Below are 18,627 nucleotides of genomic sequence, written 5' to 3'. Positions count from 1 at the left end.
GCGAGGGTATCGGCATGGGGTCGCAGGGTAAACGCTTGCTCGTGATGGCGTCCATGCTCAATTCCCCCTCGTGGCGGGTGGGGTCGTCTGGCGAGCGATGCCCTCCTTATTAAGAAGGGGATCAGTTGTTCTTGCTGAACTGCTTGGCGAAATCCCAGGCTGCCTGGCTGGCGGAGAAATGCCCGCTGTAGAGCTTGCGGTTGCGCCGGCTGTCGCCGCCGGGCCAGACGTGCTCGCCGCCGGGGATCAGGCGCAGCTCCAGGGGCGGCTTGCCGGCGCAGTTCCAGCTGGTCAGCTCGGAGCCGTCGCTCAGGGTCTGCTCGCTTTCGCTGTTGCAGCCATGGGCGTTGGCGATCATCTGCAGGGTATCCGGCACCGAGCGATGGGCGACCCCGGCAATGGCGTGCTCGCCCATGCCGCCGGCGTAGGGCACGTTGCTGTCCTTGGAGCCGTGGATATGCAGCACTGGAATAGTCTTGGCGCCGGGGCAGCTGTTCACTGCCAGGGTGCCGGAAACCGGGATGATCGCGGCGATGTCCTGGGGCAGCTCGCAGGCCAGGCGGTAGGCCATCATGGCGCCGTTGGAGATGCCGGTGGCATAGACCCGCGAGCGATCGAGCGGGTGGTGGTGTTCGATGTCGCCGAGCATCTGGTCGATGAAGCCGACATCGTCGACCTGCTGCTCCACGGCCGGGCCGCAGCACTTGCCGGCGTTCCAGGTGCGGCGGTTCTTCATCAGGCGCCCGCCGGTGCCGTTGGGGTAGACCACCATGAAGCCATTGCTGGCGGCCACGCGGTTCATCCCGGTGGTGCTTTCGGTCTCGTCGGCATTGCCCAGGCCGCCATGCATGACGATCATCAGCGGCAGTTTGCCGGAAGGCGCGTTAGTCGGGATGAACAGCTTGTAGCTGCGTTCGTTGCCATTGACGTTGAGGTCGTACAGCGTGCCTTCTTCGGCGGCGCCGGCGTGCAGGACATGCAGGCTGGCGAAGAACAGGCCGAGGAGAAAGGTCTTGAGCAGGGTTGGTCGCATTGCGGGGTTCTCCGGGGCGGTCAGTAGTCTTCTTCGGCCTGTTGCACGCTGGCCACGTCGAGTGCCGCATCCTCCAGCTCGCGGACGACGTTGAGGTCGCTGCGCAGCTCGATCAGCACGGCTTCCAGCCATTGCAGGTCGGTTTCGATCTTCTGCCGGAACTTGACGATTTCCTTGAGGCTGAGGTTTTCCGAGGGGCGGCCCTGGCCATCGAACAGCAGGCGCACGCTGCTGGCGATTTCCCGGCTGCCACTCAGGTGGGACAGTTCGCGATCCAGATAGTGGCGTACCCGGCGGGCTTGTACCTGTTTCTGCAGGTCGTCGCGCAGGCTCTGCAGGTGCGGCGGCATCTCGGGCAGCTGATCCAGCGAGCTGGGGCTGCTGATGTTGCCCAGGCGTGTGCGTGTCGGCATGGCGCGTCTTCCCCGTCAGTGTTGGTAGCCGAACTCCAGCGCCAGGCGCTGGACTTCAGGTTTCAGGCAGGCACCGTCGAGGCGCCAGGGTAGCGGTGCGCGCAGCGGTGGCTGCTTCGGCAGGTGCGGCTGGAAGACCGGGTCGCGCAGGAAGTTCGGGTCGTTGCCGAACAGCGCGTTGATCGGGCCGACCTTGGCGAAGGGCGACAGCTCCGGGTGGAGCATGTCCTCCAGGGCTTCGATGTCATCGCGCAGGCCCAACCAGCGGCAGATGCGCCCCAGCTGCACCAGCGGATCGGCCATCACATCCTCGCCGCGCACGTGCATCTTCTGCGCGCTCGGCACCCGGTCGAGCAGCTCCATGATATTCAGGTTGATATCGTGCCAGGCGATCTGCGGGTCGACGATGGCCTCGTCCTGGCTGTAGTCGATGGAGTTGACCGACAGCGCATAGTTGCCGTCCTGCATCTTCATCACCGAGTTGCCCTGGTTGGTCGGGTGACGGGTCAGGTGCATGTAGAAGGCATCCGGATAGGCCGCATAGATACGTTCCAGATAGACCGGGCTGACCACGTGGGCCGGACTCTTTTCCACCGCCATCAGTGGTGCAATGGCTTCGACAATCTCGTGGAATACCTCGATGCCGCTCTTGTGCTGGCGTGCGGCGACCCAGTGGTTAGCCATCACCACGGCGCTGCTGCTCTGCTCGCCGGCATAGATCTCCGCTGCCGCGCGCAGGATGCCGTGACGCTGGAACTTCACGTAGGCGGTCTTGTTCTGGCCGTCCTGCCACATCTCGATCAGCCGGTCGACGGTGAACAGGTTCAGCTCCGGCAGGCCAAAGGCCTGCGGGTGCTGCCCGAGCATGCCGGCGATCAGCGAGGTGTAGGAGCGCGGCAGCGCCAGGATGAACAGCGGCTGGCGCATCAGGCCTTGCCCGCAAAGCCTTCGACGAAGGGTACCTCGAAGCACTTCTCGTGCATGATCGGGCCATGGCCGAAATAGCCGTCCTCGCCGAACAGTTCACCATGGTCGGCGGTGATGATGAACCAGGTGTTCTCCGGCGCCTTCTCCATCAACTTGCCGATCAGCCCGTCGACGTACTCCACGCAGCGAACCTGCTGCTGGCGCAGCATCTCCATCTGCTCCTGATCGAAGAACGCCTCGCTGTCCGCTGCGTTGTGCTGAGCCTCGCCGCCGAGGGTCTTGAACACCCCGTGCACCCCGGAGATGCGCGGCAGGTTCTCGTCCTTGAGCATGTAGGGATAGTGGGTCTCGCCGAGGTTGAGGAAGTAGTAGTGCGGCTCGTCCTCGGGGAAGGTCATTTCCTCGACCATGCCGGCGAAGTCGTTGTGGTTGCTCATCAGCTTGTAGTCATCGAAGTGCTGATTGATCGCGGTCTGCTGGTTGAGTACCGGCATCGATACCCGCGCCACCGTGCGGTAGCCCAGCTGGCCGAGCACCTTGGGCAGCGACAGCTCGGGAATGAAGTCGCGGAACGACACATCGGCGATGCCGGTGCGCTCCACCCACTGGACGAATTCTTCCTTGTACACCTCCGAGGCGTAGACCTCGCGCGGCGTGCTGTGCGGCAGCATGCCCATGGTGAAGGCGTAGTGCGACGGGGCGGTCCAGGAGGCATAGGAATAGCGCTTTTCCACCTGGCCGACGCGCTCGATGTTCGGGGTTCTGGCTGCCACGCAGGAGTCGTAGCGGCAGCTGTCCATGATGATGAAAACGATGTGGTTGATGGGGGCGCTCATGGGGTTGTCCTCTCTGGGCGGGGCAGGGGCGGTCAGCTGCGGGCGATGCCGCGGGTGAACGGTGCGGGAGCGGCTGGACGGGTTGCCAGGCAAGCCGGGGGACAGTGATGGGGCGATGGGGCATCCATACCTTGCTCCTGGGTCGGGTGGCAGGGGTGGAACAGGCCTGGGGGCGGAGGGCCGACCCTGGGATGGCTGCATCAACCGTGCCGTGTTCGTGCGGGATTCAGTGTCCCTGTTGTTATTTCGTTGCACCCCCTCCCTGAGGCGGGGGCGCAGACGGCGAGGTACTGATCTTATCTTGTGCTGGGATTTTGACTATTTAAATTTTCAATTGCGCTAATGGATGTAATTTTGACATTGTTTGAGGGCTGGTGGTAAATAGCCATCGCAAGAGTTTGTGCTTTGTTGTGGTGCGTGTCGCACTGTACCAGTTCAGATTCTAAAGAATTAATAAAAATAACATTCTGTATTCATGCCTCCTCGTCACGCTTCCGTCACGGCGTGCTGCTGGAGCGGCGCCCTCTGAGTCGGGGTGCTGGTGAGGCTGGATGCAAGGGATTGCGGTAGGGACAGTCGAGCCTTCAATGCCTCATACGGGTTTTCGCCCGCTTCTTGCATCTGATGCTCAACAGGTAGTCGCTGCTAGCTAATTGGCCCCCGAGCGTGAGCGGATCAACCGCCGCACGGGGTTTTTTGGCCTCGGAAAGAGCTTCGTACCATGCAAGGCACTCCTGATCGCACCGGTCTGCGCAAACTTCTGCTGTCACCGGCAGGCCTTGGTCACCCTGCACTGGCAATCGCGGCTACGCGTGCCGGCGGTATGGGGGTTCTGGATCTTGAGCTGGGCAGCGTGGCGGCCCTGGAGCAGTTGGAACTGCTGATCCGCCATGTCGGTACGGGTGGCTTCGGCGTGCGCCTGGGGCATTTCGATCCGCTGCTGGCCGAGCATCTTGCGCAGGCCATGCCGGAGGCCCTGCGCCTACTGGTGCTGGGGCGCGAGCAATGGAGCGAGTGGCAGGCCTGGCTGGCCAAGCTGCCGGCCCCAGGCCCGCTCCTGCTACTCGAACTGAGTGACAACGAGCCGCTGGATGCCACCATCGCCAGCCGTCTCAATGGCCTGCTGCTCAAGGGCTACGAGGCTGCCGGGTTCGTCGGTGAGAGCAGCAGCTTCATCCTCGCCCAGCACTGGCGGGCGACTAGCGATCTACCCCTGTACCTGCGTGGCGGCATCACCCCGCACACCGCTGCCGCGGCGGCCCTGGCCGGCTTTGCCGGGGTGGCGCTGGACAGCCAGGTGCTGCTGCTGCAGGAGTCGCCGGTGGCGACGGAACTGCAGCCGCACCTGCGCAGCCTGTCCGGCAGCGAGACGCAGGCGGCGGGCAACGGCGAGTTCGGCAGCTACTGCCGCATCCTTTCGCGGCCGGGCTTCGCCCGCGCCAAGGCCTTCATCGCCGATGCCGAAACGCTGACCCCGACACAGATGCGCGAGCGCCTGCTGGCCGAAGTGGAGTGGCGCAATCCGGCTGCCGGCCTGCTGCCACTGGGCCAGGACGTGGCCTTCGCCGCGGCCTGGCAGAAGCACTACGGCACGGTGGCCCAGCTGTTCCAGGCCATCGATGCGGCGGTGCAGCACAACCCGCAGATTGCCCTGAGCGCTCGTGCCCTGCGCGGCGAGCAGGCGCCCTTGGCCGAGGCCTTGGGCCTGGCTCTGCCGCTGGTGCAGGGGCCGATGAGCCGGGTCTCGGACAAGGCCGAGTTCGCCGCTGCCGTGGCCGCGGGGGGTGCACTGCCGATGCTGGCCCTGGCACTGCTCAAGGGCAAGCCGCTGGCCGGCCTGCTGGAGAAAACCGCCGAGCTGCTGGCCGGCCGCCCCTGGGGCATCGGCCTGCTCGGCTTCGCCCCGCAGACCCTGCTGGACGAGCAGATCGCCGCGGCCAAGCCACACCAGCCCAGCTACGCCATCATCGCCGGCGGGCGTCCGGATCAGGCGGTGCGCCTGGAGCAGTCGGGCATCCCGTCCTTCCTCCATGTGCCGTCGTCCAATCTGATCCCGATGTTCCTCAAGGAAGGTGCACGGCGCTTCATCTTCGAGGGCCGCGAATGTGGTGGCCACGTCGGCCCGCTGAGCAGCTTCGTGCTGTGGAGCAGCATGATCGACCGCCTGCTGGAGGAGATCGCCCTGGGCGTGCCCGGCGCGGAGATTCAGGTGCTGTTCGCCGGCGGCATCCATGACGCGCGCTCCTCGGCCATGGTGCAGGCCATGGCTGCGCCGCTGCTGGCCAAGGGGGTCAAGGTCGGTCTGCTGATGGGCAGCGCCTACCTGTTCACCCGTGAAATCGTCGAGGCCGGCGCCATAGTCGAGGCTTTCCAGCAGCAGGCCATCGACTGTGCACGCACGGTCAACTTGGAGTCCGGCACCGGCCACGCCAGCCGCTGTGCCTACACCCCCTTCGCCGCCGCCTTCTTCGCCCGTCGCAACCAGCTGAAGCAGCAGGCGGTGCCGGCCGACGAGGCCCGCGAGCAGCTCGACGACCTGATCCTCGGCCGCCTGCGCCTGGCCTCCAAGGGCAGCATGCGGGTGGGCGAGGAGGGCACGCTCAAGGAATTCAGCGCCGCCGAGCAGGTGGCCGACGGCATGTACATGATCGGTCAGGTCGCTACCCTGCGCGCTGCCATCACCGATATCGCCAGCCTGCACCGCGCCGTCACCGAAGACTCCCTGGCCCTGCTCGAGGAGTACCAGCAGGAGCAATTGGAGGCTGCGGTCGAGTCGGGTATGCCGGCCGATATCGCGATCATCGGCATGGGCTCGATCCTGCCCGGCTCCAGCACCACCCGCGAGTACTGGCAGAACATCCTGGCCAAGGTCGACGCCATCACCGAGATCCCCTCGCACCGTTGGGACTGGCGCCTGTACTTCGACGAGAACCGCAGCACCCCGGACAAGATCTACTCGCGCTGGGGCGGCTTCCTCGACGACCTGCTGTTCGATCCGACCCGTTACGGCATGCCGCCCAAGTCCATCGAATCGGTCGACCCGATGCAGCTGATGGCCCTCGACATCGCCCGCCAGACCCTGGCCGACGCCGGCTACGAACAGCGCGGCTTCAACCGCGAGAAGGCCTCGGTGATCATCGGCGCCAGTGGCGGCGCCGGCGACGTCGGCATGCAGTACGGTCTGCGCTCCGAGCTGCCGCGCTTTTCCGGCGACCTGCCGGGTGAGATCGCCGGGCGCCTGCCGCAATGGACCGAGGACACCTTCGCCGGCATCCTGATCAACGTGATGGCCGGGCGCATTGCCAACCGCCTGGACTTCGGCGGCGTCAACTTCGCCACCGATGCGGCCTGTGCCTCGTCCCTGGCGGCGATCTACCAGGGCATCAACGAGCTGCTCTCCGGGCGCAGCGACCTGGTCATCGCCGGCGGCGTGGATACCGTGCAGGGCCCGTTCGGCTACCTGTGCTTCAGCAAGACCCAGGCCCTGTCGCCGCGCGGCCGTTGCCGCACCTTCGACGAATCGGCCGACGGCATCGTGATCTCCGAGGGCATCGCCATGCTGGCGCTGAAGCGGCTGAGCGATGCCGAGCGCGACGGCGACCGTGTCTACGCGGTGATCAAGGGCATGGCTGGCAGCAGCGACGGCAAGGCCAAGGGCCTCACCGCGCCGCTGCCCGCCGGCCAGCTGCGCGCCATGCGCCGCGCCTACCAGCAGGCCGGCTTCGGCCCGGCCAGTGTCGGTCTGTTCGAGGCCCACGGCACCGGCACGGTGGCCGGCGACACCGCCGAGCTGGACAGCACCACCTCGCTGCTGCGCGAGGCCGGCAGCCGTCCGGCCCAGGCGGTGGTCGGCTCGGTGAAGACCATGATCGGCCACACCAAGGCCACCGCTGGCGTGGCCGGCATGATCAAGGCCGCGCTGGCCCTGCACCACAAGGTGCTGCCGCCGCACCTGGGCGTGCAGTCGCCCAACGCCGTATTGAGGAAAGACGACAGCCCGCTGTGCGTGCTCGACGAGGCGCAGCCCTGGCTGGCCCGCACCGACCTGCCGCGGCGTGCCGCGGTGAGTGCCTTCGGCTTCGGCGGCACCAACTTCCATGCGGTGCTCGAAGAGTATGCCGGCGAGTACCGGCCCTGGCTCGAGCAGGGCGTCAGCGACGCCTGGAGCGCCGAGCTGCTGCTGTGGCGCGCCGGCAGTCGTGAGCAATTGCAGGCCCAGGTGGCCCAGCTGCAGGTGCAGCTGGCGGCGCCGGGCAAGGTGCAGCTACGGGATATCGCCGCCTATCTGGCCGACAACCTCGGCCAGGGCGAGCACAGCCTGGCACTGGAGGTCGGCAGCGTCGACGAGCTGGCCGACAAGCTGGCCAAGGCCCAGCAGCGTCTGGCTGGCGAGGCGCTGATCGATCCGGCCATCGTCCTCGGCGACAGCTGCGTCGAGCCGGGCCAGGTAGCCCTGCTGTTCCCCGGCCAGGGCTCGCAGAACATCAACATGCTGCGTGAGCTGGCGGTGCTGTTCCCCGTCGTCGCCACCACCCTGGCCGAGGCCGATGCGCTACTGGCCGCCGCTACCGAGCGCTTCGCCGGCAAGCCGCTGAGCCAGTTCATCCATCCGCGTGCCTGCTACGACGAGGCCGCCAGACAGGCGGCGAGCGCCGCCCTGACCAGCACCGACGTGGCCCAGCCGGCCCTCGGTGCGGTAGAGGCTGGCCTGCTGCGGCTGCTGCGCGAGCTGGGCATCGACGGCGACATGCTCGCCGGCCACAGCTACGGCGAGTTCGTCGCCCTGTTCGCTGCCGGGCAGATCGACTTCGCCGGGCTGATGAACCTGTCCGAAGCCCGCGGCCGTTTCATCGTCGAGGCCGCAGCCAGTGCCGGCAGCGAGCTGGGCAGCATGGCCATGGTGCAAGCGCCGCGCGCCCAGGTGGAGCAGGCCATCGCCGCCATCCCGCAGCTGCTGGTAGCCAACCACAATGCGCCGGAGCAGAGCATCATCAGCGGCTCCACGGCCGGTATCGCCCGCGCTCTGGAGGTGCTGCAGCAAGCCGGTATCAATGCCAGCCCGATCCCGGTGGCCGCCGCCTTCCATTCGCCCTTCGTCGCCCCGGCCCAAGGCCTGCTGGCCGCCGCCATCGCCGCCACGCCCTGGCAGGCCGGGCGCCTGCCGGTGTACTCCAACGCCAGCGCCGCCCTGCATGCCGGCGAGCCGGTGGCAGTCCAGCAGGCGATGGCCGAGCACCTGGTCAAGCCGGTGGAATTCGTCGCCCAGATCGAGGCCATGTACGCCGCAGGGGCCCGGGTGTTTATCGAGGTCGGGCCCAAGGCCGTGCTCAGTCGCCTGGTCGGCCGCATCCTCGACGGCAAACCGCACCAGGCGGTGGCCCTCGACGAGCGCGGCGGCGGTCTCACCAGCCTGCTGCTGGCGCTGGCGCGCCTGCATGCCCTGGGCGTGGCCTTCCAGCCTCGGCGCCTGTTCGCCGGGCGTGCCTGCCAGCCCAGTGCCAACGGTCGCCTCGACGGCCTGTGGCGCGACGCCAGCCTGCCCAAGCAGGCCTGGCTGCTCAATGGCAGTGGTGCCCGTCGTGCCAGCGAGGCGCCGCGGCAGATCGGCGTGCTGCAGGGCGAGATGCTGCCAGTGGCCGAATCCACAAGCGAGGCGCACCCGGTGGTGGTGCCGCTCAAGCGTAACCCCACGACCTTTTTACCCCGTGCAGCTGCGGCTGCCCCGCGACACAAGGAGAGGCTGGTCATGTCCGAACCCACGGCAATCCCAGGTGACGAGATGTCATCGGTGATGGCGGAATACTTCGCCACCATGCGCCAGTTCCTGGAAACCCAGGAGCGCGTACTCAATGCCTTCATGGCCGGTGGTGCCCAGCCGGCGGCCATGCCGCGCAGCATGCCGGCCATGCCGGTTGCCGCGCCGGCAGCCCGCCGTCCGGTGGCCGCCGCGCCCGCAGCTCGCGTGGCTCCGGCCCCTGCACCGGTGGTCGCACCCGCACCTGCTCCGGCGCCAGTGGCGGCTCCGGTGGCCGCCGCTCCCGCTGCCGTGGCCGCACCGGCCCCGGCTGCCGCGCCGGCTGCTGCCGCCCAGGTGGATGGCGGACGGATCAAGGACATCCTGCTGTCCATCGTCGAGGAGCGCACCGGCTACCCGAGCGACATGGTCGGCCTGGAGCAGAACCTGGAAGCCGACCTCGGCATCGACTCGATCAAGCGCGTGGAAATCGTCGGCGCCCTGCTGCAGACCCTGCCGCCGGCCTATGGCAGCGCCCTCGGCGAGGCGCGCAGCCAGCTCAATACCCGAGCGACCCTGGCGGACATGCTGAAGATGCTCGAGGGCCTCAAGGTCGGCGAGGTGGCCGTCCCTTTTGAGTCTGCCGAGGCGAGCCCGAAGACTGTGCCGGTTGCGGCCAGCCACTCGCCTCGGCATATCCTGATGCCCGAGGAAGAAGCCATCCCCGAGCAGGCCCTGCGCCAGTTCGAGCCGGGCTACTTCATCCTCACCGCCGATGATCGCGGCCTCGCCCTACGCCTGCAGGAGTGGCTGGAGCAGCGCGGCTGCACGGTGTCGCTGCTGAGCCCCGGCCTGCTGGCCGACGAGGCGGCGCTCAGTGCCTGGTGCCGCGAGACGGCGGCCAACCCGGACAAGCAGGTCGCCGGGGTCATCCACCTGGCGGCCCTGGGAGCCCATGCCCTGCCGTCGGATACCGCTCTGGAGACCTGGCAGCGCGAGCTGCTGGTCAACGAGAAGTCGCTCTACCTGATTCTTCACGCGCTGGCTGCGCAGCTGCGCAGCGATGCCCATGTGGTCGCCCTCAGTGCTCTCGGCGGTCTGTTCGCCCGTGGCGTCACCGAGCAGCGCCAGGGGCTCAGCCTGCAGGGTGGCGGCAGTGGCCTGATCAAGTCGCTGCGCGAGGAGCGGCCGGCCCTGCGTACCCGCGCCATCGACCTCGATCCGGCGCTCAGCGATGCCGAGCAGCTGGCCATCATCAGCGCCGAGCTGCAGCTGGTCGGCGGTCGCCAGGAGGTCGGCTATCCGGGCGGCCGGCGTACCGTATTCCGCACCCAGGCCGATGCGCTGGTGGCTGCAGACTTGTTGGCCGGCCTGGAGAACGCCGTGGTGCTGGCAACTGGCGGCGCCCGTGGCATCACCGCCGAGGTACTGCGCGAGATCGCTCGCCCCGGCAATGTGCTGGTGCTGACCGGGCGCACCGCGCTGGTCGAAGAGGGTGGCGATACCGCCGCGCTGCAGGACGAGGGACAGCTGCGCCAGCACTTCATCGGCGAAGTGCGCGCCGGGCGCCTCAAGCTGACCCCGGCGGACATGCAGAAACGCATCGCCGCGTTGCTCGGCCTGCGCGAAATGCACAGCAATATTGCCGACCTGCGCGCCCGTGGCGCGACGGTCGAATACCTGGCGCTGGATGCCACCGACGAGGCGGCCCTGGCTGCCGCCATCGCCGGCATTCGTCAGCGTCACGGCAAGCTCAGCGGCGTGGTGCACGGCGCCGGAGTGATCGAAGACAAGCTGCTGGAAGACAAGACCCCGGACAGCTGGATGCGTGTGGTCGGCACCAAGGTGCTGGGCATGCTGCTGCTGCAGAAGCTGGTGCGTGTCGAGGAGCTGCAGTTCTTCTGCGTGTTCAGCTCGGTGGCCGGGCGCTACGGCAACAGCGGTCAACTCGACTATGCCACCGCCAACGAACTGATGAGCCGCCTGTGCTGCCAGCTGCAGCGCCTGTGGGGCGATAAGGTCAAGCTGCTGGCTCTGAACTGGGGCCCCTGGGGGCCGACCCTGTTCGGCGCCGGCATGGTTACCGCCGAGACCGAGAAGAAGTTCGCCGACAAGGGCGTAGCCCTGGTTGGTGCCGCTCAGGGCCGGCGCCTGTTCGACGAGGCCCTGCGTTTGCAGGCCGGGCATGCGGTGGAAGTGGTGGCCGGCGACGGCCCCTGGGAACGCCACGAGGCCGAGGTGGGCAGCTGGCAGGAAGCAGCCAGCGATACGCCGCAGGGCAGCCGCCAGCCGCTGCTGACCCAGTGCCGCATCGAGGATGGCGAGAAGGGCACCCAGGTGCTGCATTTCACCCTCGACGCCAGTCACGGCTACCTGCAGGAGCACTGCATCGACGGCATCCCGGTGCTGCCGGCGGCGGTGGCCCTGGAGATCATCGCCGAAGCCGCCACCCTGATGTGGCCGGGCTGGATCGTGGCCGAAGTGGCCGAGCTGCGTCTGCTCAAGGGCGTGCAGCTGAGCGAGCCGACCCAGGCCCTGTCGCTGCTGATCAACCCACCGACCTATGCCAGCAGCGAGGGCTTCGACGCCAGCATCAGCATCCGCTCCGGCAGCGGCAAGCAGCAGCGCATGCACTACCGCGCCGCGGTGAAGATGGCCCAGCAATTGCCCGAGGCGCCGCGCCATGTGCCCAGCGAATACCGCGAGCGCGAGCTGCCGGTGGCCAAGGCTTACCAGGAGTGGCTGTTCCACGGCCCGCGCTTCCAGGTCATCCGCGGCATCAGCGGCCTCTCCAGCCAGGGCGCGGCAGCACTGATGTGCCCCAGCTCGCCGCAGCAGTGGCTGGCCGGCGGGCGTGCCGAGCAGCAGTGGATCATCGACCCGGCGGTGCTCGATGCGGCGCCGCAGATGGCCCTGCTCTGGGCCCGCACCTTCCACGACGGCTCGGCGCTGCCTGCGCAGTTCGGCCGGGTGATCCGCTATGTCGAGCAGCTGCCGGAGCGCTTCCACATGGACTTCCAGTGCCTGCCCGGCGAGGCCCAGCAGGTGCGCGCCAACGTGTTCTTCAGCGACGACGAGGGCCGCCTGCTGCTGCTGATCGAAGACCTGCAGTGCATCGTCGATGCGCGCCTCAATCGCCTCGGCGGTACCCACCTGCGCAAGGAAACCGAGTGATGAGCAGCGACGCCCCCATCGCCATCATCGGCATGGCCTGCATCTTCCCGCAGGCCGCGGATCTGGCCGGCTTCTGGCGCAACATCCTGGCCGGAACCGACGCCGTCGGCGAGCCGCTGGCCGAATGGCAGGCGCAGCGCTACCTGGACTCCGGGCGGATCAACACCCAGTACGGCGGTTACCTGGGCGACCTCTACCGCTTCGACCCGCGCGAGTTCGGCATCATGCCCAACTCGGTGGATGGCGGTGAGCCGGATCAGTTCCTTGCCCTCAAGGTGGCCTTCGATGCCCTGAGCGACGCCGGCTATGCGGGCGACACCATCGACCATCGCGATACCGGCATCATCCTCGGCCACAGCACCTACCTGCACCGTGGCCAGGTCAGCCATATCCAGAACCATATCGTTCTCGACCAGACCCTGGCGCTGCTCCAGGCGGCCCAGCCGAGCCTGAGCGAGGACGACCTGGCGCGCCTGCGCACGGCCCTGCAGAAGCAGCTGCCGCCGTCCAATGCCGACATCGCCCCGGGCCTGGTGCCCAACGTGATGACCGGGCGCATCGCCAACCGCCTCAACCTCAAGGGCCCCAACTACATAGTCGACGCCGCCTGCTCCTCGTCGCTGCTGGCGGTCAACGCGGCCATGGACGAACTGCGCAGCGGGCGTAGCCGGCTGATGATCGCCGGCGGGGTCAACGCCTCGCTGCCGGCCGAAGTCTCGGTGATCTTCACCCAGCTCGGCGCCCTCAGTGGGCGCGGCAAGGTGCGCCCGTTTGAGCAGGGCAGCGACGGCACTCTGCTTGGCGAAGGGCTGGGCATGGTGGTGCTCAAGCGCCTGGACGATGCCCTGGCCGACGGCGACCGCATCTACGCGGTGCTGCGTGGCATCGGCCAGGCCAGCGATGGTCGCGGCACCGGCCTGCTGGCGCCGAGCGAGGAGGGCGAGGCCCTGTCGATTCGCCGCGCCTACGAGAGTTGTGGCGTCGATCCGGCCAGCATTTCCCTGGTCGAGGCCCACGGCACCGGTATTCCGCTCGGCGACCAGACCGAGATCGCCGCGCTGCGCAGCGTGCTCGGCGCGCGCCAGGGCCTGCTCGGCAGCGTGGCCATCGGCTCGGTGAAGTCGATGATCAGCCACTGCATTCCCGCCGCCGGTATCGCCGGGCTGATCAAGACCAGCCTGGCCCTGCACCACAAGGTACTGCCGCCGACCCTGTGCGGCGCAGTCAACCCGGCGCTGGGCATCGACACTACGCCGCTCTACGTCAATACCGCCGCCAAACCCTGGATCGCCCGGCCGCAGAGCCCGCGGCGCGCCGGCATCAACTCCTTCGGCTTCGGCGGCATCAACACCCATGCGGTGCTGGAAGAGGCGCCGGCCACCGCCCTGCGCCCGCGCAGCCTGGCCCGCCGCGACTGTGAACTGTGCGTGTTCGCCGGCACCAGCCGCGCGGAACTGCAGCAACAGGTGCAGCAGGTGCTGGCCTACCTGGAGCAGGCGCCGGCGCTGAGCCTGGGCGATCTGGCCGCCACCCTGGCCGCCCGCGACAGCAGTGGCAAGCCGGTGCGCCTGGCCGTGCTGGCCGGCGACGTGGCGGAGCTGGCGAAGAAGCTGCAGCAGGCGCTGAAGAAGCTCGACGAGGCCAAGGGCGAGCGCTGGATGACCCGCACCGGCATGCTCTTCAGCAGCCAGCCGCTGCAGGGCAAGCTGGCCTTTCTGTTCCCCGGCGAGGGCTCGCAGTACCTGAACATGCTGGCCGACCTGGCCCAGCACTTCGCCGAAGTGCGCGAGTGGTTCGACTTCTGGCAGGGCCTGTATGACGAGACGCCCGGCTCGACCCGCAGCGACATCCTGTTCCCGCCGGCCAGCGAGCTGACCGACGAGCTGCGCCAGCGCCTGGAGGCGCGCCTGTTCGACATGGACGTGGGCTCCGAGGCGGTGTTCGTCGCCAGCCAGGCACTGTTCAGCCTGCTCGGCGCCCTGGGCGTGGAGCCGGACGCCATGCTCGGCCATAGCACCGGTGAGTCGTCGGCGTTGGCCGCCAGCGGCGCCATCGCTTTCACGGATCGCGCCCAGCTGGCCGATTTCATCCGCGAGCTGAACCAGGTCTACCGCGGCGTGCTGGATGGCGGCGGCATCGCCACCGGCGCGCTGCTCACCGTTGGCGCGCTAAAGCGCGAGCAGGTCGAGCGGCATATCGGTGCCTGCGCCGAGCCGGTGGCGGTGGCCATGGACAACTGCCAGAACCAGCTGGTGCTGTTCTCCGGCCGTGCCACTATCGAGGGCCTGCTCAAGAGCCTGAGCGAGGACGGTGGGATCTGCTCGATCCTGCCGTTCGACCGCGCCTACCACACCCCGCTGTTCGCCGCAGTGACCACGGCCTTCCACCAGTACTACCGGGATGTCGGCCTGCAGGCGCCGAAGACCGCGTTGTACTCCTGTGCCAGCGCCGAGCTGTTCCCGGCCGACTCGCCTGCGGTCTGCGAGCTGGCCGCCGCGCAGTGGTCGAACACCGTGCGCTTTCGCGAGACCATCGCCAACATGCACCGCGACGGCGTGCGCTACTTCGTCGAAGTCGGCCCGTCGGGCAATCTCACCGGCTTCGTCAACGACATCCTCGGCGGTGAGGAATACCTGGCGATCGCCTCCAACGCGCGCAAGCGCAGTGGGCTGGAACAGCTGTTCAACCTGCTCGGCGCGCTGTTCGTCAACGGCCGCCCGGTGGATCTGGGCAAGCTCCACCGGGGCCAGGCCGGTTGCCTGCTCGACCTGACGCAGCCACCCGTCGCGGCCAAGCGCGGCCTGCTACTGAAGAACACCCTGCCGTTCATCCAGGTCGATGCGCCGGTCGCCCAGCTGCTGCGCGAGCTGATGGCGCCGGTGGCGCTGCCAGCCGCGCCACTGACAGCAAGCGAGATTGCCGCACCGCTGCTCGACGAGATCCAGCGCGACGGCAGCACCCGGCTGACGGCCAGCTGCCCGCTGTGGTCGACGGATCGCTTCCTCGCCGACCACGTGCTGTCCGGCCCCAGTTCCTACCACCAGCCCGAGCTGCAGGGTCTGGCCTGCGTGGCGATGATGGCCAGCCTGGAGACCATGGCCGAGGCCTGCGCCGTGCTGGCCGGCAGCACGGCGATCAACCTGATCGAGAACGTCCGCGCCTACGACTGGGTAGCCCTGGATCTGGGCCAGTTGACCCTGCAGGTCGAGGCCGAGCGCCAGGCTGATGGCCGCTATCTGGGCCGCCTGCACAACGCCGGCAGCCTGCTGATGAGTGCCGAGTTCAGCTTCGCGGCGCCGCTCAGCGGCGCACCGCTGGCCGACCTGACGCAGCCGGTCGGCTACCGCTGGCCAGACCATCAGCTGTACAGCACCGGCATGTTCCACGGCCCGCTGTTCCAGAGCATCGCCGCGATCCCGGCCTGGGCCGAGCAGGGCATCGATGCGCAGCTGGCGTCCTGTTCCACCCACGGCTTTGTGCAGGACGGTGAGCCCTGCGCCCTGGTGCTCAACCCGGTGCTGCTGGATGCCCTCGGCCAGCTGGCCGCCTACTGGCTGGCGCAGCAGGTAGGCACCGACTTCAACAGCTTCCCCTCGCACATCGCCCGCATCGAACTGCATGCGCCGTTGCCGGCCGACCTTTCCGGCGCCTGGCTGCGTGGCCGCCAGCGTCCGGTTGATGTCGCCAACGCCGGTCTGGAAGCGCCGCGTACCTGGACGTTCGACTGCCTGCACGAGGGCCGCCTGCTGCTGCATGCCAGCGGCTTCGCCAACCTGTTCTTCCCGGTGCCCAATGCCTTTTATGAGCTGCGCCGCGAGCCGCTGAACGGCTGGCTCGGTGCGCCGCTGGAGAGCGCTGCCGGCGGCACCGAGGTACTGCTCTGGCAGCTGGAGCAATTGCCCGAGGACTTCTGCAAACAGTCCGCCGCGATCTTCCTGCGCATCCTCGCCCACGCCGTGCTGGCGCCCGAGGAGCGCGAGGAGTGGGAGAGCGTGCGGCACAGCCGGCGCGCGCGCGAGTGGCTGCACGGACGCCTGTGCCTGAAGGAAGCGACCCGCTACTTCATCTACCAGCAGACCGGTGAGCTGCTCTGCCCGGCGGACGTGCGGGTATGGCACGACGCCCTCGGTGCGCCCTATGTCGATGGCTGGTGGAACGGCCAGTGGCTGGCCGCACCGGCGCTGTCGCTGAGCCATGACCGGCAGACCTGCGTCGCTGCCCTGGTGCCGGCCGGCGCGGTGGGGGTCGACGTCGAGCGCCTGGATCGCCTGCAGCGGCCGGAGCTGGTGGCCGGTTCCTTCACCCCCTATGAGCAGCAGGTGCTGGCCACGGTCGATCCGGCCTGGCAGGGCGAGCTGACCCTGCGCACCTGGTGTGCCAAGGAAGCTGCCGCCAAGTACCTGGGTTGCGGGCTGCGCGGCGAGCCGCAGGCCTTCGAGGTGCAGTTCGCCGAAACCGGCGAGCTGGCCGTCGTCAGTTTTGCCGGGGATGCCAGCCTGGCTCCTGCGCAAGTGAGTGTGGCCTTCGATATCCAGGGTGATCGGCTGATCGCCCTGGCCGGGGCCGAGTTGGATTTTCAGGAATATGGAGTGGCCAATGGCTGAAGTCGCCGAGAACAAGAGTGCTGTCGAGAAGACCCTGATCCACCTGGTCGCCGACCTGACCCAGGACTGGGGTATCGAGCTGGACGAACCGCTGAGCGCGGAGACCCGGCTGGTGGCGGACATGGAGTTCGCCTCGGTCGACATCATCCAGCTGATCGTGGCCATCGAAGAGCACTACAACCGCCCGAAGATGGGCTTCCAGGATCTGCTGATGAACGACGGCAGTTACGTCGACGATCTTTCCATCGGCCAGATGATCGATTTCGTTCACGAAAAACTCACAGGAGTGCCGGCATGACCACTCGTACACTGTTTATCGGTATGGATGGGTGCACCTTCACCATCCTCGACGACCTCACGGTAGAGAAGGACGGTCGTCCTGCCGTCATGCCGTTCCTCGGTGGCCTGATGGCCCGCGGCACCCGCAGCAAGCTGCGCTCCACGCCCAACCCGCTGACTCCGCCGGCCTGGGTCTCGCTGATGACCGGGCGCACCCCGGGCAACCACGGCCTGCTCGATTTCATCCGTGCCGAGGAGCGTGGCGAAGACGTGTTCTTCACCCTCTACGACTCGCGCGACAACCTGGCCGAGACCATCTGGTCGATCGCCAGCCGCCAGGAGCGCCGCGTCGCCGTGCTCAACCTGCCGTTCACCGCGCCGCCGCCCAAGGATCTCAACGGTTTCATGGTGCCGGGCTTCATCCCCTGGCGGCACTTGCGGCGCAACACCGTGCCGGCCGACTTCTACGACCGCCTCAAGCAGGATCTGCCGGGTTTCGATCCCAAGGAACTGGCCTGGGACTTCGAGCAGGAGAAGCAGGCGGTCAACGACCTCACCGACGAGGATCGCGAGAACTGGGTGCGCTACCACCTGCCGCGTGAGAAGCAGTGGTTCGAGATCGCCAAGTACCTGCTCAAGGAAGAGGCGCCGGAGCTGATGGCGGTGATGTTCGATGGCGTCGACAAGCTGCAGCACCAGGCCTGGCTGTTCCTCGACCCGGCCCTGCAGCACGACGGCGTCAGCGACTACCACAAGCGCATGCGTGCGCTGTGCCTGGACTACTTCCGCCAGCTCGATGGTTTCATCGAGGAACTGGTGACCATGGCCGGTCCGGACGTGCAGGTGTTCATGGCTTCCGACCATGGCTTCACCGCCACCACCGAAGTGGTGCGGATCAACGCCTGGCTGTTCGAGAAGGGCTACCTGCACTGGAAGGAAGTGCTCGATCCGGACTCCGAAGCGGCCAAGCGCCGTGAGGAAAGCATGTTCGCCAACCTTGACTGGACCAAGACCACCGCCTACTGCCGCACGCCGTCGAGCAACGGCATCAACATTCGCGTGGCGCGCAATCCGGGCGAGACCGGGATCAAGCCGGAAGACTACGAGGCCTTCCGCGAGCAGCTGATCATCGATATCAAGGCGCTCAAGGATCCCGTGACCGGCGAGAGCATCGTCAGCGAGATCCACCTGCGCGAAGAAGTGTTCGCCGGCCCGGCGATGATGGATGCGCCGGATCTGCTGCTGGTGCTGCGCGACTTCGGCTTCGTCTCGATCAAGAACAAACTGCCGATCGTCGAGCCGCGCGAGGAGCCGGCCGGCACTCACCACCCGGACGGCATCTTCATCGCCTGCGGCCCGGGCATCCGCAAGGGCGTGCAGATCGACCGCCGACACATCTGCGACGTCGGCGCCACCCTGCTGTACAGCCAGGGCCTGGAAGTGCCCGGCGACTTCGAGGGCAAGGTGGCCAATGACATGTTCGTCAAACCCTGGCTGCTGCAGAACCCGATCCGCATCGGCGAGTCCACCCGCGGCGTGCGCAAGGACGAGAATGCCGAAGCCATGGCCGACGACGAGAAGGACAAGCTGATGGCGCAACTGCAGATGCTCGGGTACATGGAGTAGT

At 67.6% G+C, this 18,627-nt stretch carries 8 protein-coding genes; 4 read left to right on the top strand and 4 right to left on the bottom strand.

Annotation, left to right across the window (positions count from 1 at the left end; all coding sequences use genetic code 11):
- Positions 1–121: 121 nt before the first annotated feature.
- Genes A9179_RS16665 through A9179_RS16650 form a run of 4 tightly spaced genes read right to left on the bottom strand, consistent with a single transcriptional unit; the run spans position 122 to position 3,209 of the window.
- Complete coding sequence (locus A9179_RS16665) at positions 122–1,033, bottom strand: extracellular catalytic domain type 1 short-chain-length polyhydroxyalkanoate depolymerase (protein WP_187807329.1); 912 nt, start codon at positions 1,031–1,033, stop codon at positions 122–124.
- 20 nt (positions 1,034–1,053) lie between these two features.
- The gene (locus A9179_RS16660; RefSeq protein WP_187807328.1) at positions 1,054–1,446 is read right to left on the bottom strand and encodes a hypothetical protein; all 393 of its coding nucleotides are present in this window, start codon (positions 1,444–1,446) and stop codon (positions 1,054–1,056) included.
- Positions 1,447–1,461: 15 nt separating this feature from the next.
- On the bottom strand, positions 1,462–2,373 hold the full coding sequence (locus A9179_RS16655) for a sulfotransferase family protein (protein WP_187807327.1): 912 nt from the start codon (positions 2,371–2,373) through the stop codon (positions 1,462–1,464).
- Entirely contained in the window at positions 2,373–3,209 is an 837-nt protein-coding gene (locus tag A9179_RS16650; protein WP_187807326.1) for a sulfatase-like hydrolase/transferase, read from the bottom strand. Before A9179_RS16650 ends, A9179_RS16655 begins: the two co-directional genes overlap by 1 nt.
- 823 nt (positions 3,210–4,032) lie before the next feature.
- Between A9179_RS16650 and A9179_RS16645 the strand changes: the two genes are divergently transcribed.
- The 4 genes from A9179_RS16645 to A9179_RS16630 are packed head-to-tail and all read left to right on the top strand — an operon-like array spanning position 4,033 to position 18,626.
- Complete coding sequence (locus tag A9179_RS16645) at positions 4,033–12,117, top strand: type I polyketide synthase (RefSeq protein WP_187807325.1); 8,085 nt, start codon at positions 4,033–4,035, stop codon at positions 12,115–12,117.
- A complete protein-coding gene (locus A9179_RS16640; protein WP_187807324.1) occupies positions 12,117–16,721 on the top strand; it encodes a type I polyketide synthase in 4,605 nt (1,534 codons plus the stop codon). Before A9179_RS16645 ends, A9179_RS16640 begins: the two co-directional genes overlap by 1 nt.
- The gene (locus tag A9179_RS16635; RefSeq protein WP_187807323.1) at positions 16,714–17,019 is read left to right on the top strand and encodes an acyl carrier protein; all 306 of its coding nucleotides are present in this window, start codon (positions 16,714–16,716) and stop codon (positions 17,017–17,019) included. The genes A9179_RS16640 and A9179_RS16635 overlap by 8 nt, the downstream gene beginning before the upstream one ends.
- Positions 17,016–18,626, top strand: coding sequence for an alkaline phosphatase family protein (locus tag A9179_RS16630; RefSeq protein WP_187807322.1), 1,611 nt, complete (start codon positions 17,016–17,018; stop codon positions 18,624–18,626). The genes A9179_RS16635 and A9179_RS16630 overlap by 4 nt, the downstream gene beginning before the upstream one ends.
- Position 18,627: the final 1 nt, after the last annotated feature.

The organism is Pseudomonas alcaligenes, from assembly GCF_014490745.1.
Classification (GTDB): Bacteria; Pseudomonadota; Gammaproteobacteria; order Pseudomonadales; family Pseudomonadaceae; genus Aquipseudomonas; species Aquipseudomonas alcaligenes_C.
Note: the sequence above shows the minus strand (reverse complement) of the source record. Positions and strands in the feature narration are given on the sequence as shown.

What these genes read in the sequence shown, in the direction of transcription:
- A9179_RS16665 (WP_187807329.1), bottom strand. Translation starts at nt 1,033, where the DNA reads ATGCGACCAACCCTGCTCAAGACCTTTCTCCTCGGCCTGTTCTTCGCC.
- A9179_RS16660 (WP_187807328.1), bottom strand. Translation starts at nt 1,446, where the DNA reads ATGCCGACACGCACACGCCTGGGCAACATCAGCAGCCCCAGCTCGCTG.
- A9179_RS16655 (WP_187807327.1), bottom strand. Translation starts at nt 2,373, where the DNA reads ATGCGCCAGCCGCTGTTCATCCTGGCGCTGCCGCGCTCCTACACCTCG.
- A9179_RS16650 (WP_187807326.1), bottom strand. Translation starts at nt 3,209, where the DNA reads ATGAGCGCCCCCATCAACCACATCGTTTTCATCATCATGGACAGCTGC.
- A9179_RS16645 (WP_187807325.1), top strand. Translation starts at nt 4,033, where the DNA reads ATGGGGGTTCTGGATCTTGAGCTGGGCAGCGTGGCGGCCCTGGAGCAG.
- A9179_RS16640 (WP_187807324.1), top strand. Translation starts at nt 12,117, where the DNA reads ATGAGCAGCGACGCCCCCATCGCCATCATCGGCATGGCCTGCATCTTC.
- A9179_RS16635 (WP_187807323.1), top strand. Translation starts at nt 16,714, where the DNA reads ATGGCTGAAGTCGCCGAGAACAAGAGTGCTGTCGAGAAGACCCTGATC.
- A9179_RS16630 (WP_187807322.1), top strand. Translation starts at nt 17,016, where the DNA reads ATGACCACTCGTACACTGTTTATCGGTATGGATGGGTGCACCTTCACC.